The following is a 21,516-nucleotide window of genomic DNA, read 5'->3' on the forward strand; positions in this document are numbered from 1 at the left end:
AAAGGAGTGTCTCCTTAAAGCTGCCTTTTCAAATGGTTTTTCTCGGCGCAGAAGGCAAGGACAAAAAGCGTTTAAAATCAAAATTTTCGCTAAAAATGACCAACAATCCGGTGCCGAACACCAATCCGGGGTCAAAACTCGGATGATATACGATTTAGCGTGACAATTCCGGGCGCTAGCAGGTATCGCGCAATTGCGCATCAGTCCGGGGCACACCGCCGTTCCGGCACCCTGATTGGCCAAAAGAAAACGGGCCGCACAATGTGCGACCCGTCTTTTCAGTCCGCCAGAAAGCAGACTGTATTTCCTTGGAGGGTGGCTTATTCGCCGCCTTCCTGCTTTTTGCGCAGAGCTTCGCCGAGGATATCGCCGAGCGATGCGCCGCTGTCAGCAGAGCCGTAATCCGCCATTGCTTTCTTCTCGTCAGCAACTTCAAGAGCTTTGACAGAGAGGGAAACTTTACGGGTTTTGGCGTCGATTGCGGTAACGCGTGCGTCGACTTTCTCACCAACTGCGAAGCGCTCCGGACGCTGTTCCGAACGCTCACGCGCCAGTTCAGCTTTACGGATGAAGCCTTTCAGTTCGGTGTCGCCAACAGCAACTTCGATGCCGCCGTCATTGACTTCGGTGATCTCGCAGGTGACGGTTTCGCCACGCTTGATACCGGTAACTGCTTCTTTGAACGGATCGCCAGCAAGCTGTTTGATGCCAAGCGAGATGCGTTCTTTTTCAACGTCAACGTCAAGAACCTTGGCTTTGACGATGTCGCCTTTTTTGTATTCTTTGATGACTTCTTCACCAGCGCGGTCCCATGACAGGTCCGAGAGGTGAGCCATACCGTCGATGCCGCCCAGAAGGCCAATGAACAGACCGAATTCGGTGATGTTCTTGACTTCGCCTTCGATCTCGGACTCGACCGGGTGAGCTGCAAGGAAGGCATCCCACGGGTTCGAGGTGCACTGCTTGAGACCAAGCGAGATACGACGCTTCTGTGCATCGACGTCGAGCACCATGACTTCGACTTCCTGCGAGGTCGAAACGATTTTGCCCGGGTGGATGTTTTTCTTGGTCCAGGACATTTCGGAAACGTGGACCAGGCCTTCGACACCAGCTTCGAGTTCGACGAATGCGCCGTAATCGGTGATGTTGGTGACACGACCTTCGAATTTCGAACCGACCGGGTATTTGGCTTCAACACCTTCCCACGGATCAGCTTCAAGCTGCTTCATGCCAAGCGAGATACGCTGGGTTTCGCTGTTGAAGCGGATGACCTGTACTTTAACAGTCTGGCCGATCTGAAGTGCTTCGGACGGATGGTTGATACGTTTCCAAGCGATGTCGGTAACGTGCAGCAGGCCGTCAACGCCGCCGAGATCGACGAATGCGCCGTAATCGGTGATGTTTTTGACAACGCCGTCAAGAACCTGACCTTCCTGAAGGTTCTGGATCAGTTCAGCACGCTGTTCTGCACGGGTCTCTTCGAGAACTGCACGACGCGAAACCACGATGTTACCGCGCGAACGATCCATTTTCAGGATCTGGAACGGCTGCGGGTTGTTCATCAGCGGGGTAACGTCACGGACCGGACGGATATCAACCTGGCTGCCCGGAAGGAATGCAACTGCACCCGACAGGTCAACGGTGAAGCCGCCTTTAACGCGACCAAAGATGGTGCCGTCAACGCGTTTGCCTTCGGAGAACTGTTTTTCCAGCTCAACCCAGGCTTCTTCGCGGCGCGCTTTTTCGCGCGACAGAACGATCAGGCCATCTTTGTTTTCATAGCGGTCGACATAAACATCAACGGTATCGCCAATGTTTACTTCGCCTGCGCCAAATTCTTTAAGCGGAACGCGGCCTTCGGATTTCAGGCCGACATCAACGATTGCATCGTCGTCAGTTTTCTTAACGACCGAACCGGTCATTACGCGGCCAACAAAACCTTCGTCTTCAGAACCAAGGGTTTCAGCCAGCAGGGCGGCAAAATCTTCGCCAGTCGAGAATTGTGCTTCTTCAGCGGTGGTCATAAACCAGACTTCCTTTCGAGTATCGTCACTATATTCTGGCCAACCGGTTGTATCCGGTGGTCTTTGCCGCAAAATCGCGGCGATATTGTCAGTCACTGCCCAAACCCGGACATATATAGAAGACGTATCTTCCATACACGAAAAGGTGAACGCACAAGTCGTTCACCTTAGGGACAGGTCATTACGACCGGCACCTCGGGATCGTTCATCGCCTGACGGTTAAAACGCCCTTTGATCAGTCATCCTCGCCCATATGGGTGCGGATATGCGCCATAACGGCATCGAACACTGCATTGGCATTCAGACGGTCCGTATCGATATGGATTGCGTCTTTTGCCATGGTGAGCGGTGCGACATCGCGAGCACTGTCTCGGGCATCCCGTTCTTCAAGCTCTTTGAGAACGCGCTCGTATATAGCAGCGGGATTTTTTTCCTGCAACTGTTTGAACCGACGGTTTGCGCGTTCTTCGACCGAAGCGGTCAGATAAAACTTGATCGGGGCTTCCGGGCAAACGACCGTTCCAATATCACGACCATCAAGAACCGCCCCGTGCTTGCCCCCGGGCGGGGTGGTTGCAAGGCTGCGCTGGAAATCAAGCAACACCTCGCGAACCCTTGGAATCGCTGCAACTTTTGACGCAGCGGTGCCGACTTCCTCGCTGCGGAGCTCTTCGCCCTGCAGATCATCGGCACTCAGATTTTTGGCCGCGCCAACCGCGGCAGTTTCGTCTTCCGGGTCGGCATTTGCGGCCAAAACTTTCGCACCGGTGGCCCGATATAAAAGGCCCGTATCAAGGTAGGCATAGTCCATTGCGTCCGCGACTCGACGCGCCAAAGTCCCCTTGCCGGACGCTGCCGGCCCATCAATGGCGATGATCATATGCTTCGCTCCCTGCTTGTATTAACGGGTCCTTCCTATGGGTGGCCCATCGGTGGCTTGATATCGACTTTTATATATTGGGACAGATCGATCAGGAATGTAGCGCAAATTTTGCGCCCATATCGCCCATCAGTTTTTCAAAGTTCGGGAAGCTTGTGGCAATCGGATTGGCATCATCAACCGAAACCGGTTTTTCCGCGCCAAGACCAAGAACCAGGAACGACATTGCGATGCGGTGATCAAGATGGGTTTCGACCATGCCGCCGCCGGGGACAACACCACCGGTAACAATCAGATCGTCGCCTTCGATCCGGTGGATCACGCCATTGGCTTCAAGGCCTGCTGCCACCGCGGCCAGACGATCAGATTCCTTGACGCGCAACTCTTCAAGATCACACATGCGGGTTTCGCCATCTGCATAGGCCGCAGCCACCGCCAGAACCGGATATTCGTCAATCATTGACGGCGCGCGTTCGGCCGGAACAACGATCCCCTTAAGACGGTTTTTGCCGGTCACAACCAGATCACCGATGGTTTCACCGGCTTCCTCACGTTCATTGGTGATCGTGATATCGCCACCCATTTCGATCAGGGTGGTGATCAGACCGGTGCGCAACGGATTCAGGCAAACGTCCCGAATGATCACGCGGGAGTCCGGGTTGATCAGGGCGGCGACCATCGGAAATGCTGCCGAGCTTGGATCGGTCGGAACAACAATGTCTGCGGCCTTCATTTCAACCGGACCGGTCAGGCTGACGGTGCGACCGCCATCGTCATTGACCTTCACATCCACATCGACGCCAAAGTGGCGCAGCATGCGTTCGGTGTGATCACGCGACGGTTTGGGTTCGATCACGGTCGTCGTGCCAGTCGTATTCAGGCCGGCCAGCATCACAGCCGATTTCACCTGGGCCGAGGCCATCGGCAGGGTATAGGTCACGGGTTTTGCCTCGTCCGTGCCAATAACGGCCATCGGCGGGCGGCCCCGGTCACGGGTAATGAATTGCGCACCAAATTCCGAAAGCGGATCGGCCACACGGCCCATCGGGCGTTTGCACAGCGATGCATCACCGGTAAAGAACGTCGTGATCGGATGGGTGGCAACGATTCCCGCCATCAGACGAATGCCGGTCCCGGCATTGCCCATATCAATCACACTATCAGGTTCACGAAGCGCACCGACACCAACACCGGTCACATGCCAGGTCCCGTCATCATCCCGGGTAACGGTGGCACCGAGTTTGCGCATGGCGTCTGCGGTCGCCAGAACGTCTTCGCCTTCAAGCAGGCCCGTTACCTTGGTCGTACCAATTGCCAGACCACCAAACATCAGGGAACGATGGGAAATTGATTTGTCACCCGGTACCCGGATATCGCCCGAAATTGGCCCGGTCTTGGCCGAGGAAAGCGGGCGTTTGGTCTGTGAAGAACTCATTTAGCCATACCTGTCAGTAAATTGTTTTATCATCCCTTGTGCCGCCACCCAGAAAAGCCGAGACGTGTTGCCATGATTTCAGGCGCTCAGGCGTCTTCAGATTGCGCGCCCAAAGCTCTAGCACAAGCGGTTATCAGGCACCAGTATCGAAGCCAAATTTTGACGGGATGATTGCACGGATTGCGGGCCTGTTTCACATCATTGACGGATCAAAGGACAAAAGGATCAATTTCCTTTTGACAAGCCGCCAACAAGATGGCAATTGGGCCTTTCAGACATTACGCTTTGCGCTGCGTTGCAGCACTTCGCGACAGAAAGTCTTTTTCTTAGATGATAACGGTAATTAAGAGGATTTGCCGTAATGTCAGCACGCGGTAAGAAACGTCACTGCCTCGCCTGTGGTACCAAGTATTATGACCTGAACCGTAGCCCGGTTGTTTGCCCGAAATGCAAAACACCTGATGGCGTGACCAAGGTCAAGAAAGCCGCGGTTGCCAAACCGGCACCGGAAGAAGACGAAGATATCGATGACGTCACCGATCTTGACGATGATGTCGATGCGGATCTCGATGATGATATTCTCGAAGATGCCTCTGATCTCGGCGAAGACGACGATGATCTTGGCGAAGTCTACGAGCATGTCGAATCTGATGACGACGACCGCTAAGAAATTTTGAAAATAGGTCTTGCCAACATTTGGTGAACCTTCTAAATATGCGCCGCGCCGCAGAGAAAGCTCAGGCAAATCTGCGACGCGGACAAAGTGGGGCTGTAGCTCAGTTGGGAGAGCGCTACAATGGCATTGTAGAGGTCGTCAGTTCGATCCTGATCAGCTCCACCATTCAAAACCCGTTGCCTTTGGCGACGGGTTTTGTCGTTTCGGGCTTGTTTTCACACCAGCTCCCGTTTTCCGGTAATTGATCCAAAATCTGCCCCACCCGGTAGAGACCAGGGCGATGTTGCACTAGGATGCGATATCGAACAGTCCGTATGGGCATCTGACCCATCGCCAAGATCAAACAGGGATACAAACATGACCAAAGTCTGGACCGTCTATTTATCGGGTGAAATTCACAGCGACTGGCGCGAACGGATTGCCGCTGGCGTCCAGGAAGCGGGGCTTCCTGTCGAACTGGTTGCACCGATCACCATGCATGAAGATTCCGATGATTGCGGTGTTGCCGTTTTCGGGCCGGAAGAAAACAAGTTCTGGCATGACCGCAAAGGCGCACAGCTTAACGCCATGCGGACCAAAACCCTGTTGTCAGGCTCGGACCTTGCCGTCATTCGCTTTGGCGAAAAATACAAGCAATGGAATGCGGCCTTTGATGCAGGCTATGCGGCAGCCATGGGTATTCCATATATCACCCTGCATCCGGCAGAACACGACCACGCGCTTAAGGAAGTTGATGGTGCGGCCAACGGTGTCGCGCGCGAACCTGAACAGGTCGTGCAAGCACTGGCCTATATCATTCGCGGCGATATGCCGAAGTAAAACCGTATCTGGACCGGATCAGGTTAATGCAACGTCTGGCCCGATGCCTGATCCGGGTCGCCCGGTGCAATCAGATCACTGGCAAGCATCGTAAATTCGCTGATGGTACGGGCGACGATAATCCGGCCTTCGACCGGATTGCCCTTTTCCTGACGCAGAACGCCAAGCGCATCCGAGACGATCTCGAAACCGCATTCTTCCATCCATTCGGTGACCGCGCGCTGATGATGGCGGAACCGCTGGCCGGGGCCAAGGTCGAACGGGAAGGTGTCCCCATGTTCAAGGGTCAGCACCATGCAGCCACCAGACTTCATGCGCGCATGTGCCGCACGCAAAGCCGGGGCCAGATCACCAAGATAGTTCAGAACATCGGCCGCAATCACCAGACCATATTCCTGCCCAAGATCATCGGGCATGTCGGTAATATCACCGGCCACAAGCGTACGATAAATGCCCTTGGTGCGCGCCCGGTTGATCATGCGCGGTGAAAGATCGATGCCGTCAATGGCATCAAACTGACCGGCAAAAACTTCGCCCACCAGACCGGTTCCGCAACCAAGATCAAGCACCTCAAGCGGGCGCAACAAGGCAGGCAGATACGGACGCACCGCTTCGAGAAGCAATTCCGGCCCGCGATAGGCCAGACGATCGCGCAAACTGATTTCAAAGCGCGGCGCATAATCATCAAACAGCGCGCGGACATAATCAGGCGGCAAGCGATCACGCATCGCCGCAGCCCCAAGCAGGGTCAGGCGGACCTCGGCCCCCATGCGGTCGACCGGATCGAGAATCAGATACTGACGGTAAGCTTCAATGGCGTTTTCTTTTTCACCGGCGCGTTCATAAATATCGCCAAGCGTGAAATGGGCTTCTTCCCATTCCATGTCCGCAGACAAAGCCGCACGGGCCACATCAATGGCCGCGACATAGTCACCCTGTGCCACCAGTGCCAATGCCACATCAAGACGCCGACTGGCCGACAGACGATCCTTGCTCATCTATGTTTTGAAATCCGAAAAGGGTCTGGCGGAACCGCCATGAACCACAACCAAAGATACTGCTGTATCTTCTGAATCCCTGACTTTGGCAAGAGGGATAAAATCAAACAAAATCAGCGAATTACATTACATGATACCTTTTGCCTCGTCACAATTGGTGATCTGCGTCGCGCAAACGGCACACACAGGGAATAAATCCATGCAAAACTGCCCGGTCACCGGCATGACCGGCAAAAAGACCCGTGTCTGGTCAAAGCACGGATCCGGTCGGAAGATTAACCGGCAAAGCCGCGACCTTTGACGAAGGAAACGGGCCGGACAAATCGAATCTGATTGATAAAATCAATTCATTCGCATATTGTAATGTAAATTCATTTCACTATGGAAAGTCTGATGGAAAACTTTACGCCTGTCTCAGCCCTTTTGGGCGGTGGACTCATCGGATTGGCATCCGGGCTTTATCTTTTGCTCAATGGTCGCATTGCCGGCATCAGCGGTATTGTCGGTGGCCTTCTGGCACCGGCCAAGGGTGACAAAACCCTTGTTGAACGCCTGGCCTTTGTCCTTGGCCTGATCATTGGCCCGCTTGCCCTGATGACGGGTACATCAATCGAAGCCCAAAGCGTCGTCACCAGCCCGCTTCCGGTCATCATTGCAGCCGGTCTTCTGGTTGGTGTTGGTACAACAATCGGCAGCGGCTGCACCAGTGGCCATGGTATTTGTGGCCTGTCGCGCTTTTCGCTGCGCTCGCTGGTCGCGACCCTGTCCTTCATGATTGCCGGTTTCCTGACCGTTCTTGTCACCCGCCATCTGATGGGAGGAGCATGATGCGTATTCTTGTATCGCTGATTTGCGGCACCCTGTTCGGGGCCGGGCTTTATATTTCGGGCATGATCGATCCGCAGAAGGTTCTTGGCTTCCTTGATATCTGGGCGATTGCCGATGGTGGCTGGGATCCGAGCCTTGCCTTTGTCATGGGCGGCGGTCTGATTGTGGCAACCCCGATCTTCCAGTTTGCCAAGAAACGTTCGGATGCGGTCTGTGGCGGGGGCATGAATTTGCCAACCAATAAAAACATCACCACCAAACTGATCCTTGGCGGTGCCCTGTTCGGGATTGGCTGGGGACTGGTTGGCTATTGCCCGGGTCCGGCATTAAGCGCACTGGCCTTTGGCCAGACCGATACCATCATTTTTGTGGTTACCATGCTTGCGGGCATGGCAGGCGCACGGGCCTTGCGGCTTCATGCGTAACCCCCTGAGTTCGATAATCCCCGCGATAGCTTCCCTTAGCTCCCGTTAGCTCCTTGGGGGCGGGGACGATCTGCGATCAGGCGGCCCTCCCACAGTTGGTTGATCGCAGAGCATGCAACCGCCCGCGCATAACGCCGGGCGGTTTCGCATTTATGATCAAAATTCGCGCGAATTCTCGCAGCACCGGGCTTGTGTTTGGCGCTAAAATCCCATAACTGAGCAACAGCGCCACTTTGAAGTCGATAAAGGTTTCTGCATGAAAATCGGCATTCTTGAACCCGGGTTCGCCCCGGAAGAACTTCGCGACGAGTTTAAAAGCTATCCCAAGATGTTTGAAAAACTCCTTGGTGATGTAGACCCCGGTCTCGAATTTGAAACCTGGACGGTCCTTGAAGACGTTTTTCCGGATTCAATTAACGCAGCAGATGGCTGGGTGGTTATGGGCTCCAAACATGGCGTTTATGAAAACGCGCCCTGGATGATCCGCCTGCAAGAATTCCTGCGCGAGGCCATCAATGCCGGGCAGCCGGTATTTGGCATCTGCTTTGGTCACCAGATCCTTGCAACCGCCCTTGGTGGCAAGGTCGTCAAATCCGACAAGGGCTGGGGCGTTGGCGTTCACGAATATAATGTCGATAACGCAAATGCAGACTGGCTGTCAGACAGCCCGGCCACCTTGCGCATCAATGCCTTCCATCAGGATCAGGTAGTTGAGCTTCCCGAAGGGGCGACCGTTTGGGCAAGCTCGGACTTCTGCCCCTATGCCGGATTGCAATATGGCAGCAATGCCGCATCGATCCAGCCCCATCCGGAATTCATGCGCCCCTACGAGCAGGCCTTGCTGGAATCCCGCCATGATCTGATCCCCGAAGATGTGCACAAGGCTGCGATGGCGTCGCTTGAGACCCCGATCAGCAGCCCTGAATTTGCCCGATCGATTGTGAATTTCTTGACCCGCAAGCGCGCACGCAAAGCAGCCTGAACATCGGGTCTCAAAGTTATTCGTCCCTGAAACGGGCCGCTGTCTGGCGACGGCGGTCCACTTCAAGTTTCAGAATGTCCGGGCGTGAATAGTGACCGACCGGATCAAAATTCTGCCGTTCCTGACGTACCATCGCGTGATCAATTGTTGCGGTTTTGACCACTTCGATACCAATGATCGGCTCGATCACGTAACTGCCATCAGGTGCAACCAGACACGACCCGCCATTGGTCAGCATATCAGCCTCTCCGTTTCCGGCCAGAATCTGTTCAAGATACGGTGTATCGTCCGGGAAATCGGAAACCCGCATCAATCCCGAAACCGACATCACGTAGGAACGCCCTTCCTGTGCCAGGAAAGGTGAGATTCTTGTGTTGCGCTCTCCCCCCGGCCAGCAGGCAAAGTGAAAATCCTCGCCATCGGCATAAAGGGCGGTACGCGCAAGCGGCATCCAGTTTTCCCAGCAATTCAGGCCCCCGACCCGGAAGGCACCAAGCGGATGGGTGCGCAACCCGTTGCCATCACCGGGCGACCATGTCAGGCGCTCCTCGTAGGTTGGCATCAGTTTGCGATGAACCGATCCGATGGCACCATTTTCATCAATATAGACCAGACTGCAAAATCCGCTGTGGCCACCACGGTCCATCGGTCGTTCATAAATGCCAAGATAGATCGCCATCCCGTGGTCGCGGGCCTGCGCACAAACCGTATCAAGATCACCGCGTTCAATCACAACAGCCTGATCAAGATAATGCGCATGCAGGTTCTTTTGAACCGGGTCGTTAAAGCGCGCCCCGTCGGTGCGTTCGATCCAGAACGGATATCCCGGCAAAACCGTTTCGCCAAAACCGATCAATTGTGCATTTTGCGCAGCTGCATCGGAAATGGCGTCCGATACCTTCGCCAGTGTGGCTTCACGGTTAAGCCAGACCGGGGCAATCTGGGCAACAGCAACATTAAGTTGATCTTTTTTGGAACTGTTATTTATTGAAAGAGACATTTGGGGCGCGTTCCTGACATAACGTGTTTATGATTGCACAGCACACTGGGACGAGAGTTACAAACAGACCAAGCAACTAATGCATTCTGTTACCAAGGCAGTAAACAGATTTCGAGCAAACCGGCGAGACACGATGATCCAGAATTTGCGACTGTATTCAGGACTGACACTTTTTGCGTATGTCCTGACCCATTTGCTTAATCACATAGCCGGGATTGTCTCACCGGAACTGATGGAATCGTTCAGCGAATTCAGTACCGAAATCTGGCAATTCCCGCCGCTTGAAATCCTGCTGTTTCTGGCCCTGATTACCCATTTTGTTCTGGCTGCAAGCCGACTGACCGGTCGCCGTTCCCTGCGCCTGCGCAAATCGGAATGGGCCCAGATGATCCTTGGGCTTTCGATTCCGTTTTTGATGTTCCGCCACCTGATAGCGACCCGGATTATTGATCTGGGGTTCGACGTTGAATCGAACTATGAGCGTGTCCTGCTTGATCTTGCCGTTTTTGTCCCGATGCAGGGCATCCTTCAGGCCATCACGGTGATTGTCGTCTGGGCACATGGTTGCATCGGGATTCATTTCTGGCTTCGGGTCAAACCGTTCTATCCCAGATGGCGCAATGTTCTGGCCACAGTTTCAATCCTGATCCCGACACTCGCACTGGCCGGATATGCCGCTGCAAGTGCCGAGATCATTCGCCGGGTCGAAGAAGGTGGCCGTAAATATGTGTTTGGTGTGCTTGAAGCGGCCGACGTCAATCAGGCAGCAATCAATTTCTATGAGAACGCGCTGATCCCGTGCTCCATCCTGACCCTTGCACTGGCATTTTGCCCGTTTGGCATTCGTCAGATCAGACAGACGATTGACAGGGTCAAGCGCGGACCGATGCTGAGTCTGCCCAATGGACGATCAGTTCGGGTCCCGCCCGGTGCCACGGCCCTTGAAGCCTTGCGCGATGCCGGCATTGCAATGGCATCGGTTTGTGGCGGTCACGGGCGTTGTACGACCTGTCGGCTTCATTGCGGGTCGGGTCTTGAACAGCTTGCCGCACCGGGCCAGATCGAGGCCGCTGCCCTGAAAAGCATTCAGGCACCGCGGGGCATGCGACTGGCCTGTCAGATCAGACCGCAAAATGATCTGGCAGTTGCACCTTTGATGCCCCCCAACGCCACCGCACGCGATGGCCGGCGTCCGGGCGGGTTGTCGGGCAGCGAAAGACAGGTTGTCTGCGTGTTTATTGATCTGCGTGATTCGACCAAGCTTGGCGAACGCAAGATGCCCTATGACGTCCTGTTCATCCTCAACCAGTTCTTTGCCGAAATGACCGAGGCATTGCGCAGCACGGGTGGCTATTACGCGCAGTTCACCGGCGATGGCTTGATGGCACTTTATGGCCATCAGACCGATGACATCGAAGGCACCATTCTTCAGGCATTCGAAGGGGCGGCTGAAATGTTGCGCCGGATCGAGGGATTGAACGAACATCTGGCGTCCGAACTTCCGCACAAGCTGCGCATCGGGATCGGCATGCATATGGGCAAGGCCATTGTCGGGGAAATGGGCCCGCCGGGTCGCGAAAATATCAGTGCGATTGGCGATACCATCAACACCACTGCCCGTCTTGAAGCCGAAACCAAGGGACATGGCGTGCCATTGGTGATTTCAAAAACCCTGTTTGATCTTGGTCCGATTCCCTTGCCGGAAAACGCGGTTTTGCATGAAGTGGCGCTGCGCGGCAAGGATCAGTCGGTTGCCTATTATGCGCTTGATGCCATGCCCGATCTTACACAGCTCAAGCAGTGACTCGTATCAATCCTGCCAAAGCGGCCTGTGGGCTTCCTGTGCATAAGTTTTTCGGGATCTGGCGGCGAACGCAATGCAGCAGGGAAGTCTTGACTATCACGCAGAAAATCACATTTATTCCAATATATGGATACGTTCGGTGCCGAAGACGTCGGGTCGGACAAACGGATGCCCGAAACGCACGATGCGTGGGGTCTGAAGATTAATCACACTCGCTCTGACCGAGGAGGTGCTGCCAATGTCGCGAATTTCTATGTTTAACAGCCCGTTGCTTCTGGGTTTTGATCAGATCGAACGCGTTCTTGATCAGGTGTCAAAAACCAAGGCCGAAGGCTATCCACCCTATAACATCGAGCAAATTGCCGAAAACAAACTGCGCATCACTGTCGCGGTTGCCGGATTTGCCGAAGAAGATTTGTCCGTAACCACAGAAGATAACCAGCTGATCATTCGTGGCAAGCATACCGATGATGACAGCGAGCGTGTCTATATCCATCGTGGTATCGCATCGCGACAATTCCAGCGGTCCTTTGTTCTGGCCGAAGGAATCGAGGTTGTCGGTGCCCATCTCGATAACGGCCTGCTTCATGTCGACCTGAACAGACCATTGCCTGAACCGGTGGTGCGCGAAATCGCAATCGGATCAAGCAAGAAGAAAGCGGTTCCGTCACGGACCATCGACATGAAGGTTGAAGACGAAGACGGTACTGCCGAAGATAATAACGGCAAGGCCTAATAAAGGAGTGGTTCAAATGACAAACCGCACAGCAAACCACGATACCGAGATCACCCAGCGCGACGCGCAGGATACCGGCCTGTTGTCGAATGTTGATTTCGCCATGTTGGGCATTCATGACTTTGCCTATATCCGGCAGGTTCCAAATGCCGAAGAAGACAGTGACGAGATGGTTTTTGGTGTCTTTACCGCCGATGGCACCCATATCGCATCGTTTGAAAGCCACGCGGTTGCCGACGCGGCCATCCGACAACACGATATGGAACCGCGCGCGGTTCACTGATCTTCCTGCCAAATGAATCACAAAGGCGCCTGCCCTGGCAGGCACCTTCTTTTTGCACCGGTCTGGTTCCCGCAACATGACGTCCACATCCGATATTTCATCGGCCAAGTCGTATTCCGAACTCCATAACTGGCGGCTTATTCGCAATACTGCCGGGCTTTCCGATGCGCCGGTCCTTGTGTTGTCACACGGATTTGGAACCGATCATCGTAGCTGGCGCCTGTTGTTGCCCGAATTGCTCAAACAGTTTGATGTCGGGGTCTATGACCTTGCCGGGGCAGGCCCGAATGGTGGACGTAATTTCGACGCCACCCGGCATGTATCGATCACATCCTATGCCGATGATCTTCTTGCACTGCTTGATGAACAGGGCATCACATCCTGTCAGATCCTGACCCATTCGGTCAGCGGCATGGTCGCACTGATTGCCGCCCAAAAGCGTCCGGACCTGTTTCGGCGCATCTTCATGATTGCCGCATCACCGCGTTACCTTAACGAAGACGGCTATCATGGCGGTTTTTCACAAGATGATCTGAATGGCCTGTTTGATGCGATGCATTCGGGATATGAGGCCTGGGCAAACGGATTTGCCCCGATCATTGTCGGAGAACCCCTTCCGGAATTTGTACGCGAATTCACCACCGGGCTATTGAATATGCCTGCGGATGTCGCGATCCAGACAGCCCGCTTTATCTTTCAGTCGGATTTCCGTCATCTGCTTGCCGAGATTTCCGTTCCGACCGTGGTGATCCAGCCCAAAAATGATCCGGCCGTACCGGTCGAGGTGGGCAGCTACCTTAAATCGCATCTGCGCAATTCAGTTCTTGAAATCATCGAGTCACGGGGCCATCTGCCGCATCTGACCGCCCCCTATGCCGTGCTGCATTGTCTTCATAAATCGATTGAAACCGTCCCGCTTGCCTAGCGGATTTCGATGACTTCGCCCGGCACCGCCATGCGGACCTGTTCATTGCCCTGAATGATCCTGGCCATCTCGGCACGGACGTCACGCTTGATGTGATAAAGCCAGAACCGTGCACCGGGCATATCGGATGCCAGTTGAAGGACGGTTTCCAGATCACAATGGGCCGCATGTTGCGGATCATGACGGGTCAGATAGGTTTCCTGGAACACAAGATCCGCCCCGGTAAACAGGGCCGCGGTATCCGCCGTGACATTTCCGTCCCCGGAATAGGCAAATCCCTTATTGGCATAGCGCAGCAAGATGGCGTGGTTCTGCACACTGTGATCCGACCTTGCGAACTTGCACTCGAACGGCCCGATCATGTCGGTTTCGAGAATCGAATGCCAGATGATGGTGAACGGCCAGGCTGACCCCAAACCGGTAAAACCAAGCTCCATCAGTTTTTCAAGATGGGTCTGCAATTGCGGGCTGCACAGGATATGAAGCGGCTTTGACCGGCCATCATCGCGCCAGTTCAGCATGACCGGGATCAGACCAAAGATATGATCAGGGTGCATATGGGTAAAATAGATCGCATCAATCGCATCGGGGTCGGAAAACTTCCCCATCAGCTGACCGGCAATGGTTGCCCCGCAATCAATCAGCAAACGATAGTCATCTGCTGTGACCACAACAGACGAATTTGCAAAGTTCGGGTCGAACGCCTCGCCCACACCCAGAACATCAATGCGCATGTAATCGCTTGTCATAACCTGACCGTCCCGCCTGTCTGCCTCACACAGCCCGCCAAAATCCGGCGGCTATTCTTGCGATTTTGCACGCAGCAAAGCAAGACGTTCTGAAAATCGGTCAACGGTCATACGCAAATTGTCATAGAACTGCAAAAGGCAGAACCGGGTGGCTCTGCCTTTTGCAAGATTTTGAAATATAGCGATATTTTATACTTATCGCGCCAAAACTTCGGCCGCTTCACGGGTTTTGTAAACCGAGGATGCCACATCGTCACTTGTGGTCCGGATCACTTGCAAATTGCGGCTCAACTCTTCGACGGTGTTTGCCATGTTGCGCATATTGGCACTGACATTGTCTGTAACGGCGGTTTGTTGCACCACAGCCGACGAAATATTCGTCACATCATTACGCACCGTTGCGACCGACCCGCGGATGACCTGAAGGGCTTCGGCAACCTCGTTGGAGATCGCCTGAATACCGGTGATCTCTTTTGAAATGTCCTCCGTCGCGCGTGCTGCCTGATTGGCAAGGTTTTTGACCTCGTTTGCAACCACAGCAAAGCCTTTGCCTGCTTCGCCTGCTCGCGCACTTTCGATGGTTGCGTTCAAGGCCAACAGGTTGATCTGCCCTGCGATATTCTGAATAACCTCGACGATACTGCCCATCTGATCAACAACCCCGGTCATGCGCTCGGTCATTGCATTGGCGGTTTCGGTCTGGTCATAGGCACGTTCGGTTTCGGTCTGGGACTGGGTCATGCTATGGGAAATTTCGGCAATCGAGGCCGCCATCTGTTCCGCACTGACCGCAACCGATTTGGTGAGTTCCATCGTCCCGTTCGAAACATCAACGCTTTGAGCCGTACGGCTGTTAAGTTTGGAAATATTGCCTTCGATCTCGGCAAAATTGCCATCAATCATCTGTTTCAGATTAAGCAAAAGCTTGGTCTGTTCGGTAATATCGATGGCGAACTTGATCACCTTGATCGGGTTTCCAACCGCATCCAGAACCGGGTTGTAGGTTGCCTCGATCCAGATGTCCTTGCCGCCCTTGCCAATGCGTTTGAACTGACCGGCCTGGAATTTCCCCTGATTTAGGTTCTGCCAGAAGGTCCGGTATTCCGACGAGTTGCGATGTTGCGGTTCGACAAACATCGAGTGGTGCTTGCCGACGATCTCGTCAAGGCGATATCCCAGCAGCGACAGGAAGTTTTCATTTGCCTTCAGAATTTTGCCTTCAAGGTCAAACTCGATCACCGCCTGCGATGCGCTGATGGCTGCGAACACACTTTGCAGAAGGGCGCGCTCGTTACGACGCTCGGTGATGTCGCTTGCAAATTTGACGACCTTGATCAACTTGCCCTTGTCATCAAAAACCGGGTTATAGGTTGATTCCAGCCACACCAGTTCGCCGTTTTTGCGTTTGCGCGGAAAGGCTCCTGACGCAAACTCGCCATTGCCAAGCTTTTTCCAGAATGACTGGTACTCGGCCGAATGCACGATTTCCTCAGGGACGAACATGGAGTGATGCTTGCCGACAACTTCCTCAAGCGAATAGCCCATGGCTTTCTGGAAATTTTCATTTGCCCACAGAATATTACCCTTCACATCGAATTCGATGCGCGCCATCGAACGACTCAACGCTGCGGCGACCTGTGTTTCGGCCTGCGCGTGTTTATCGTTCCTGAAGATACCAAAACCCACTTTAATGTCCTTCCGTTCCGCTGTTCCCGAGCCATCCCTGGCCGTTTCAAACGGGGTCAACCAACACAAACACCACCTTCGTATAGCTCCTGAAACTTCGACAACTGTCCCATTTGCATGGTGCAATTACGGAATTCATTGCTTTGAAGACGGTAAGATTCATCTGGGAATTTCGAATATCATCTCAATTACAGCGGATTACGACATGCATCCTGATGCATATTCCGTATTGCTGTCATTTTCCAAAAATCATTCACAACTATTTGTTTATGTTAGATTTTCTGTTTGATATCCGCTTGATTCCTCATCGTGATCGATGCTCTTGCCTCGATAATTCTCTATCAGGCTTTCTTTACGAGCAATTTCCTTTGGCCGATCACTTTGATCAACCATTCACTTTATGAATAATTGATCTTCGTAAAATACATATACTTTTGAATAGTTCAACTACTGATTTTGAATAGCTGTCCCGATACCGGTCCGGAACGGTGACACAACCCGGAACCGGAAGCAGGACATATGGGGAATTTCAGAACATCAGCAGGAACTTATCGCCCGGTTGCAAAAGTACCAGACGGGACTTGTTTATTTCAGAGACGTTGCCAGACACAGTTGGTCAAACGGCTATCAGAAGGCCAACCGGCTCTGTGGTGTTGCCGCAGCATCAGCCAAGTGCTTCAAACCAGACGAGTCACACGCTCTGACAAGCCATTGATTTACTCGATCGGATCAGGCAGGCCACTTGACGATATAACGCGTCAGGTCGGGATGAGCATCATCTTCGGAAATCACCATGCCGCGCACAGACATACCGGCAATAAAGGTAGACTCGCGATTTCCCGTTACAAGCGGGTGCCAGTCAGGAAGACCTTTACCCTCCGACAGCAGCCGATAGGCACAGGTTGACGGCATCCAGTTGAGTGTTTCGACATTTTCCTTCGACAGCTGGACGCAATCGGGAACATGAACTGTCCGGTTGGGATAGTCCTTGCACTGACAGGTTTCACAATCAAGCAGACGACAGGCCACGGAGGTGTAATAGACAAAGTCGTCATATTCGTCCTGCAACTTGTGCAGACAACATTTACCACACCGATCACACAGGGATTCCCATTCATCCTGTGTCATTTCTGCAAGTTTTTTGGTTTCCCAGAATGGGTCTGCCGGAAGGGTGACGGGATTGTTATCAGTCATTGTCTCTCTCATGCGGGCCGTCTGTTAAGCATGATACAGGGTAATACAGCCCGATGCATCACACGAACTCACGACATCGGCGCAAATGTTCAACTCTGCGCGATCACATGGAAGAACGACCCGAATACCCGCCCCTGAACCAGACCCGCCGGACCAAGATCGCCACCCAGCGCAGTGCGCATGCGACAGAACGGTATCCCGTCTTCGGAAAGTGTCGTCGCATAGTGGAACTCATGCCCGCGCACAGTCATGCCCGCCGGTCCGAACGGTGTCGGAATACCGATTTTGGCTTCGCGATAACCAAGATGAAGCCGTCGGGTGGCAAAGCTTGTCGAAAGCGGCAAAAGACCAAGCATCTGATGTGTCGTCCCATCAGCATCGGTCAAATCCGTCCCGAGGGTCATATAGCCCCCGCATTCCCCATAAATCAGAACGTCCCGCGCAGCCGCCTGATGCATTCCGGCCTTGAAGATATCAGCTGCGGCAAGTGTGCTGGCATGAAGTTCGGGATACCCGCCGGGCAGATAAATCGCATCGCATTCGGGGTCGGGGGCCTCGTTCGCGAGCGGTGAAAAGAACGTGACAGATGCCCCGGCACGCCGCCAGCCATCAAGAATATGGGGATAACAAAACGCAAAGGCCTGATCACGCGCCACGGCAATCCGTTGCCCAAGCGGGGCGATAAGGGGGGCATCATCGAGATTGCCCGCATCACCGTCTTGCGGATCAGATGGCTTTGTCTGCTCTGCCAGCCCGGTCAGCGCATCAAGATCAACATCCTCGGCAATGATATCTGCGGCACGCTCAAGGAATGCATTGAGCTTGGGATGTTCACCGGCCTGCACCAGTCCTAGATGACGTTCGGGAAGGGTAAGCTCATCAGACCGGCGAACCGCCCCGATGATTGGCAAGTCCGGCAGATGCCTGGCACAGGCATCAATGATCATCTTGCCATGGCGGGGGCTTCCGACCCGATTGAGGATCACGGCGGCCACATTGATATCCTTGCGGAAATTGGTAAATCCCGAAATCAGTGCCGCAGCAGAGGCAGACTGTCCTTTGACATCGACCACCAGAACCACCGGCCAGCCGGTTTGTGCGGCAAGATCGGCAGTTGATCCTTCGCCATTTGCCGCCCCGTCAAACAGCCCCATCACGCCTTCGCACATCACAAACGATTTGCCGGTGGCGTGGCCTGTGACCAGCGATGCGATCTGGTTACGGCCCATTGCCCAGGGATCAAGATTGATACAGGTCCCGCGACAGGCTGCGGCCTGAAATGCCGGGTCGATATAATCAGGGCCGGTTTTCGCCGCTGCAATCTTGTGCCCCTGACGGGTCAGGGCGCGTAACAAAGCCAACGTGACAACGGTCTTGCCACTATTGGACGACGGCGCTGCAATCAGAATGCCCGGAACGGGGTCTGCTTTTTCATGGGGCATATGGCGGGGTCTCCGGCACGGATGGACAGGCAGGCGGCGAAATCGGGGACAATAATCCACCCCGCCTTCCAATCATAGCATTGCCGACCAACCGATCAGCCGTTCTTTTTTACCGCCTCGGTGATGCCCTTGGCCATTTCTTCGGGGGCAGTGCCATAGTTGAAATGGCGAATGAACTGACCATTGCGATCCATCAGATACACAAAGGACGAATGATCCATCAGATAGGCGTCGGTATTTTCCGGTTCACCTTCGGGAATGGCCTTGGCGTAATATACCCGGAAGGTTTTTGCCGCCGCCGACGTCTGGGCGACGGTTCCGGTCAGGCCGACCATTCTGTCATGGAAATGCGGCACATAGGCCTTGATGGCCTCGACCGTGTCACGTTCGGGGTCGACGGTGAAGAAGACAGGTGTCACTTCATTGGCAAGGTCAGCCGGCATCTGGTCAAGCGCATTGCCCATGACCTGCAATTCGGTCGGGCAGACATCCGGGCAAAAAGTATAGCCGAAATAGATCAGCATATATTTTCCGGCAAAGTCCTTCTCGGTCACGGTCTTGCCGTCCTGATTGACGAGCTCGAACGATCCACCGATGGATGCAATTCCCGATGACTGGGTTTCTGTCCCCATCATCATCAGGCGATAGGTCAGACCAATCCCCAGAACCAGGGCAATCGCCAGAATTGCCAGAAGCGTCTTTTTGCTCACGCGTCCTACCTCTTTTCTTTTGACCGCACTTGACCGGCCTTTAAGCATCCCAAACTATCGGGGCACTATAAATGCCCTGTGCAATCCTGCAAGGGCAGCAGCTGTGGGAAAGCTCACACCACGTTACAAAATCCTGTAAATATGACACTTTCCACAACATATCCGGTGTCCTGATCAGGCAATTGCCTTTGCGGCAAGGGCAAACAGGATCAACCCGTTCACAATCATCAATCCGCGCCCGACCGGCACCATCAGGCTGCGAAACCGCTGGGCAGCGTATTGGCCGATAAAGCCTGTGACAAACAGCATCGGCACTGTGCCAAGACCAAAGATCACCATCACCACCCCGCCATTCAGTGCACTTGCGGTCGCCGCAGCCAGAACCAGCGCACCATAGACCAGCCCGCACGGGATAAAACCCAGCATGATGCCAAGTGCATATCCCCGCATGCCAAAGGGGGCGGCAAAAAGCGGTCGCAAGCGGTCACCAAACAGGCGGTTCCACCACCGCGTTTCACCAGAAGTCGGCAACAGACCACCCATATGGGGCAGCAACCCCATGATCCCGAAAATCAGGAAGAACGCACCGGCAAGCACCAGCAAGACCGGCCCGATCCACCAGATACTGGTCAATGCCGAGATACCATCGGCAAAGAAACCCGCAAGCACGCCGAGCAGGCAATAGGTGGTCAAACGCCCGAACTGATAGGGCAAAAGAGCCGCCCCGGTCAGACGACGCAGCTCGCTCATTTTTTCGAGCGGAACCTGTTCCATCCGGCTGGTGACCTGCGAAATCACAAAAGGCCCGCACATGCCGACACAGTGGGTGACACTGCCGACAAGCCCGGCAATCAGCGCAGACAAAATCACCCCGCCATCATCGCGCAGGATTTCGGCACATTGTGCCCAGCCGCTTTCAAGGATGCGGATCAATACCTGTTGTTCGTCCATGATCCATCCGGGTCAATTCGATTGCGGCGATTGTGACAAGCACGCGCCTGACGGACAACGATATATATCAATCCACTGGAATGGATTTAATATGGGGAGTGACCTAGTCTTTTAGCGGATCAGACGGGGTCGAAATCAGTTCAAGTACCTGTTCGAACGGCACATTGCGAACCGATTTGACATCGTCTTGCGGCGACAGCCAGTTCAGGCGATCCCGCAAACCGACAACCTTGCCCAGAATGCAGATCGCGGGCGGTTCAACACCGGCACGTTCAACATCATCGGCCGCCTTTTCAAGCGTGGTGATCAATATACCCTGATCGGCTGTGGTCGCCTGATTGATAACCGCAAGCGGCTCATCCCCGGCACGGCCATTGGCCATCAGTTCCGAGGAAATCCGGCGCAAATGCTTCATCGCCATATACATCACCAGAACCGGTGCCCCCTTGGCAAGGGCTGCCCAGTTGATGTTGTCGGGAACCTCGCCACTTGATCCATGACCGGTGACAAAGGTCACCGATGAATTGCAATCGCGATGGGTTGTCGGAATACCGGCATAGGCCGCCCCGGCAATCCCGGCGGTAATGCCCGGCACCACGCGGAAGGGTACATTGTGCTCAACAAGGGTCAGGCCCTCTTCACCGCCGCGCCCAAAGACAAACGGATCGCCCCCCTTAAGGCGCAGGACACGCAAGCCCTGCTTGGCAAGATCGACCAGTTGCAATGAAATATCGGTCTGCTTTGACGACGGACGTCCGCCACGTTTGCCCGCATATAAACGTTTGGCATCCGCACGCAGTAGATTGAGTATCCGTTCATCAACCAGCGCATCATAAACAACGACATCAGCCTGTTGCATGGCATTGACCGCATGAAGTGTCAGCAAGCCCGGATCCCCCGGACCCGCACCAACCAGCCATACCCAACCCGGTTCAAACACCGGAAAATCAAGACCAAGAGTCGTCATTA

21 protein-coding genes and 1 tRNA gene are annotated in these 21,516 nt (G+C 54.2%); 10 read left to right on the forward strand and 12 right to left on the reverse strand.

The genetic code is table 11. From position 1 onward, the window contains the following. Positions 1 to 320: 320 nt before the first annotated feature. The 3 genes from rpsA to aroA form a co-directional block, all read right to left on the reverse strand. On the reverse strand, positions 321 to 2,024 hold the full coding sequence (rpsA, locus tag ACTU44_RS00960; protein ID WP_114096220.1) for a 30S ribosomal protein S1: 1,704 nt from the start codon (positions 2,022 to 2,024) through the stop codon (positions 321 to 323). 235 nt (positions 2,025 to 2,259) lie between these two features. Further along, complete coding sequence (cmk, locus tag ACTU44_RS00965) at positions 2,260 to 2,904, reverse strand: (d)CMP kinase (RefSeq protein ID WP_336079526.1); 645 nt, start codon at positions 2,902 to 2,904, stop codon at positions 2,260 to 2,262. A gap of 91 nt (positions 2,905 to 2,995) precedes the next feature. Beyond that, entirely contained in the window at positions 2,996 to 4,339 is a 1,344-nt protein-coding gene (aroA, locus tag ACTU44_RS00970) for a 3-phosphoshikimate 1-carboxyvinyltransferase (protein ID WP_114096222.1), read from the reverse strand. 361 nt (positions 4,340 to 4,700) lie between these two features. Here aroA and ACTU44_RS00975 point away from each other — a divergent pair, with 361 nt between their 5' ends. The 3 genes from ACTU44_RS00975 to ACTU44_RS00985 all read left to right on the forward strand — a co-directional run bounded on the left by ACTU44_RS00975 (position 4,701) and on the right by ACTU44_RS00985 (position 5,834). Further along, positions 4,701 to 5,006, forward strand: a complete 306-nt coding sequence (locus tag ACTU44_RS00975) for an FYDLN acid domain-containing protein (protein WP_114096224.1) — start codon at positions 4,701 to 4,703, stop codon at positions 5,004 to 5,006. 98 nt (positions 5,007 to 5,104) lie between these two features. Then, positions 5,105 to 5,180 (forward strand) — tRNA-Ala (locus tag ACTU44_RS00980). A 192-nt stretch (positions 5,181 to 5,372) separates the two neighbouring features. Further along, entirely contained in the window at positions 5,373 to 5,834 is a 462-nt protein-coding gene (locus ACTU44_RS00985) for a YtoQ family protein (protein ID WP_114096233.1), read from the forward strand. A 23-nt stretch (positions 5,835 to 5,857) separates the two neighbouring features. Here the strand turns inward: ACTU44_RS00985 and ACTU44_RS00990 are convergent, their stop codons facing one another. Next, the gene (locus ACTU44_RS00990) at positions 5,858 to 6,832 is read right to left on the reverse strand and encodes a methyltransferase domain-containing protein (protein WP_114096234.1); all 975 of its coding nucleotides are present in this window, start codon (positions 6,830 to 6,832) and stop codon (positions 5,858 to 5,860) included. 393 nt (positions 6,833 to 7,225) lie between these two features. Here ACTU44_RS00990 and ACTU44_RS00995 point away from each other — a divergent pair, with 393 nt between their 5' ends. The 3 genes from ACTU44_RS00995 to ACTU44_RS01005 all read left to right on the forward strand — a co-directional run bounded on the left by ACTU44_RS00995 (position 7,226) and on the right by ACTU44_RS01005 (position 9,067). Next, on the forward strand, positions 7,226 to 7,660 hold the full coding sequence (locus tag ACTU44_RS00995) for a YeeE/YedE family protein (protein WP_181850126.1): 435 nt from the start codon (positions 7,226 to 7,228) through the stop codon (positions 7,658 to 7,660). Next, positions 7,657 to 8,085, forward strand: coding sequence for a DUF6691 family protein (locus tag ACTU44_RS01000; RefSeq protein WP_336079531.1), 429 nt, complete (start codon positions 7,657 to 7,659; stop codon positions 8,083 to 8,085). Before ACTU44_RS00995 ends, ACTU44_RS01000 begins: the two co-directional genes overlap by 4 nt. A gap of 256 nt (positions 8,086 to 8,341) precedes the next feature. Next, positions 8,342 to 9,067 carry a glutamine amidotransferase-related protein gene (locus ACTU44_RS01005; RefSeq protein WP_462096435.1) on the forward strand — a complete coding sequence of 242 codons (726 nt, stop codon included), beginning with the start codon at positions 8,342 to 8,344 and terminating at the stop codon, positions 9,065 to 9,067. Positions 9,068 to 9,083: 16 nt separating this feature from the next. Here the strand turns inward: ACTU44_RS01005 and ACTU44_RS01010 are convergent, their stop codons facing one another. Beyond that, positions 9,084 to 10,067: a carbon-nitrogen hydrolase family protein gene (locus ACTU44_RS01010; RefSeq protein WP_462096436.1), complete on the reverse strand. Its 984-nt coding sequence runs from the start codon at positions 10,065 to 10,067 to the stop codon at positions 9,084 to 9,086. A gap of 133 nt (positions 10,068 to 10,200) precedes the next feature. Between ACTU44_RS01010 and ACTU44_RS01015 the strand changes: the two genes are divergently transcribed. The 4 genes from ACTU44_RS01015 to ACTU44_RS01030 all read left to right on the forward strand — a co-directional run bounded on the left by ACTU44_RS01015 (position 10,201) and on the right by ACTU44_RS01030 (position 13,815). After that, positions 10,201 to 11,871 carry an adenylate/guanylate cyclase domain-containing protein gene (locus ACTU44_RS01015; protein ID WP_114096238.1) on the forward strand — a complete coding sequence of 557 codons (1,671 nt, stop codon included), beginning with the start codon at positions 10,201 to 10,203 and terminating at the stop codon, positions 11,869 to 11,871. Between the two features lie 238 nt (positions 11,872 to 12,109). Then, positions 12,110 to 12,607, forward strand: a complete 498-nt coding sequence (locus ACTU44_RS01020; RefSeq protein ID WP_114096239.1) for an Hsp20 family protein — start codon at positions 12,110 to 12,112, stop codon at positions 12,605 to 12,607. 16 nt (positions 12,608 to 12,623) lie between these two features. Then, a complete protein-coding gene (locus ACTU44_RS01025) occupies positions 12,624 to 12,890 on the forward strand; it encodes a DUF1150 family protein (RefSeq protein WP_114096240.1) in 267 nt (88 codons plus the stop codon). Between the two features lie 76 nt (positions 12,891 to 12,966). Beyond that, the gene (locus ACTU44_RS01030; protein ID WP_462096437.1) at positions 12,967 to 13,815 is read left to right on the forward strand and encodes an alpha/beta fold hydrolase; all 849 of its coding nucleotides are present in this window, start codon (positions 12,967 to 12,969) and stop codon (positions 13,813 to 13,815) included. Here ACTU44_RS01030 and ACTU44_RS01035 read toward each other — a convergent pair. The 7 genes from ACTU44_RS01035 to cobA form a co-directional block, all read right to left on the reverse strand. Continuing rightward, positions 13,812 to 14,564, reverse strand: coding sequence for an MBL fold metallo-hydrolase (locus ACTU44_RS01035; RefSeq protein ID WP_462096438.1), 753 nt, complete (start codon positions 14,562 to 14,564; stop codon positions 13,812 to 13,814). The two genes, ACTU44_RS01030 and ACTU44_RS01035, sit on opposite strands and share 4 nt — an antisense overlap. Before the next feature lie 195 nt (positions 14,565 to 14,759). Continuing rightward, positions 14,760 to 16,250 (reverse strand): methyl-accepting chemotaxis protein, encoded by a 1,491-nt coding sequence (locus tag ACTU44_RS01040; RefSeq protein WP_114096832.1) that lies wholly within the window; start codon positions 16,248 to 16,250, stop codon positions 14,760 to 14,762. A gap of 729 nt (positions 16,251 to 16,979) precedes the next feature. Then, positions 16,980 to 17,444: a YcgN family cysteine cluster protein gene (locus tag ACTU44_RS01045; RefSeq protein ID WP_462096439.1), complete on the reverse strand. Its 465-nt coding sequence runs from the start codon at positions 17,442 to 17,444 to the stop codon at positions 16,980 to 16,982. Between the two features lie 89 nt (positions 17,445 to 17,533). Next, positions 17,534 to 18,886, reverse strand: coding sequence for a cobyrinate a,c-diamide synthase (locus tag ACTU44_RS01050; RefSeq protein ID WP_462096440.1), 1,353 nt, complete (start codon positions 18,884 to 18,886; stop codon positions 17,534 to 17,536). 95 nt (positions 18,887 to 18,981) lie between these two features. Next, positions 18,982 to 19,596 (reverse strand): SCO family protein, encoded by a 615-nt coding sequence (locus ACTU44_RS01055; protein ID WP_114096833.1) that lies wholly within the window; start codon positions 19,594 to 19,596, stop codon positions 18,982 to 18,984. Positions 19,597 to 19,770: 174 nt separating this feature from the next. Next, positions 19,771 to 20,547, reverse strand: coding sequence for a sulfite exporter TauE/SafE family protein (locus ACTU44_RS01060; RefSeq protein ID WP_462096441.1), 777 nt, complete (start codon positions 20,545 to 20,547; stop codon positions 19,771 to 19,773). A 103-nt stretch (positions 20,548 to 20,650) separates the two neighbouring features. After that, on the reverse strand, positions 20,651 to 21,514 hold the full coding sequence (gene cobA, locus ACTU44_RS01065) for a uroporphyrinogen-III C-methyltransferase (RefSeq protein WP_114096246.1): 864 nt from the start codon (positions 21,512 to 21,514) through the stop codon (positions 20,651 to 20,653). Positions 21,515 to 21,516 lie beyond the last annotated feature (2 nt).

The organism is Thalassospira sp. SM2505, from assembly GCF_054901115.1.

Excerpts from the sequence above, each read along its gene's own strand:
- rpsA (WP_114096220.1), bottom strand. The coding sequence starts at position 2,024 with ATGACCACCGCTGAAGAAGCACAATTCTCGACTGGCGAAGATTTTGCC.
- cmk (WP_336079526.1), bottom strand. The coding sequence starts at position 2,904 with ATGATCATCGCCATTGATGGGCCGGCAGCGTCCGGCAAGGGGACTTTG.
- aroA (WP_114096222.1), bottom strand. The coding sequence starts at position 4,339 with ATGAGTTCTTCACAGACCAAACGCCCGCTTTCCTCGGCCAAGACCGGG.
- ACTU44_RS00975 (WP_114096224.1), top strand. The coding sequence starts at position 4,701 with ATGTCAGCACGCGGTAAGAAACGTCACTGCCTCGCCTGTGGTACCAAG.
- ACTU44_RS00985 (WP_114096233.1), top strand. The coding sequence starts at position 5,373 with ATGACCAAAGTCTGGACCGTCTATTTATCGGGTGAAATTCACAGCGAC.
- ACTU44_RS00990 (WP_114096234.1), bottom strand. The coding sequence starts at position 6,832 with ATGAGCAAGGATCGTCTGTCGGCCAGTCGGCGTCTTGATGTGGCATTG.
- ACTU44_RS00995 (WP_181850126.1), top strand. The coding sequence starts at position 7,226 with ATGGAAAACTTTACGCCTGTCTCAGCCCTTTTGGGCGGTGGACTCATC.
- ACTU44_RS01000 (WP_336079531.1), top strand. The coding sequence starts at position 7,657 with ATGATGCGTATTCTTGTATCGCTGATTTGCGGCACCCTGTTCGGGGCC.
- ACTU44_RS01005 (WP_462096435.1), top strand. The coding sequence starts at position 8,342 with ATGAAAATCGGCATTCTTGAACCCGGGTTCGCCCCGGAAGAACTTCGC.
- ACTU44_RS01010 (WP_462096436.1), bottom strand. The coding sequence starts at position 10,067 with ATGTCTCTTTCAATAAATAACAGTTCCAAAAAAGATCAACTTAATGTT.
- ACTU44_RS01015 (WP_114096238.1), top strand. The coding sequence starts at position 10,201 with ATGATCCAGAATTTGCGACTGTATTCAGGACTGACACTTTTTGCGTAT.
- ACTU44_RS01020 (WP_114096239.1), top strand. The coding sequence starts at position 12,110 with ATGTCGCGAATTTCTATGTTTAACAGCCCGTTGCTTCTGGGTTTTGAT.
- ACTU44_RS01025 (WP_114096240.1), top strand. The coding sequence starts at position 12,624 with ATGACAAACCGCACAGCAAACCACGATACCGAGATCACCCAGCGCGAC.
- ACTU44_RS01030 (WP_462096437.1), top strand. The coding sequence starts at position 12,967 with ATGACGTCCACATCCGATATTTCATCGGCCAAGTCGTATTCCGAACTC.
- ACTU44_RS01035 (WP_462096438.1), bottom strand. The coding sequence starts at position 14,564 with ATGACAAGCGATTACATGCGCATTGATGTTCTGGGTGTGGGCGAGGCG.
- ACTU44_RS01045 (WP_462096439.1), bottom strand. The coding sequence starts at position 17,444 with ATGACTGATAACAATCCCGTCACCCTTCCGGCAGACCCATTCTGGGAA.
- ACTU44_RS01050 (WP_462096440.1), bottom strand. The coding sequence starts at position 18,886 with ATGCCCCATGAAAAAGCAGACCCCGTTCCGGGCATTCTGATTGCAGCG.
- ACTU44_RS01060 (WP_462096441.1), bottom strand. The coding sequence starts at position 20,547 with ATGGACGAACAACAGGTATTGATCCGCATCCTTGAAAGCGGCTGGGCA.
- cobA (WP_114096246.1), bottom strand. The coding sequence starts at position 21,514 with ATGACGACTCTTGGTCTTGATTTTCCGGTGTTTGAACCGGGTTGGGTA.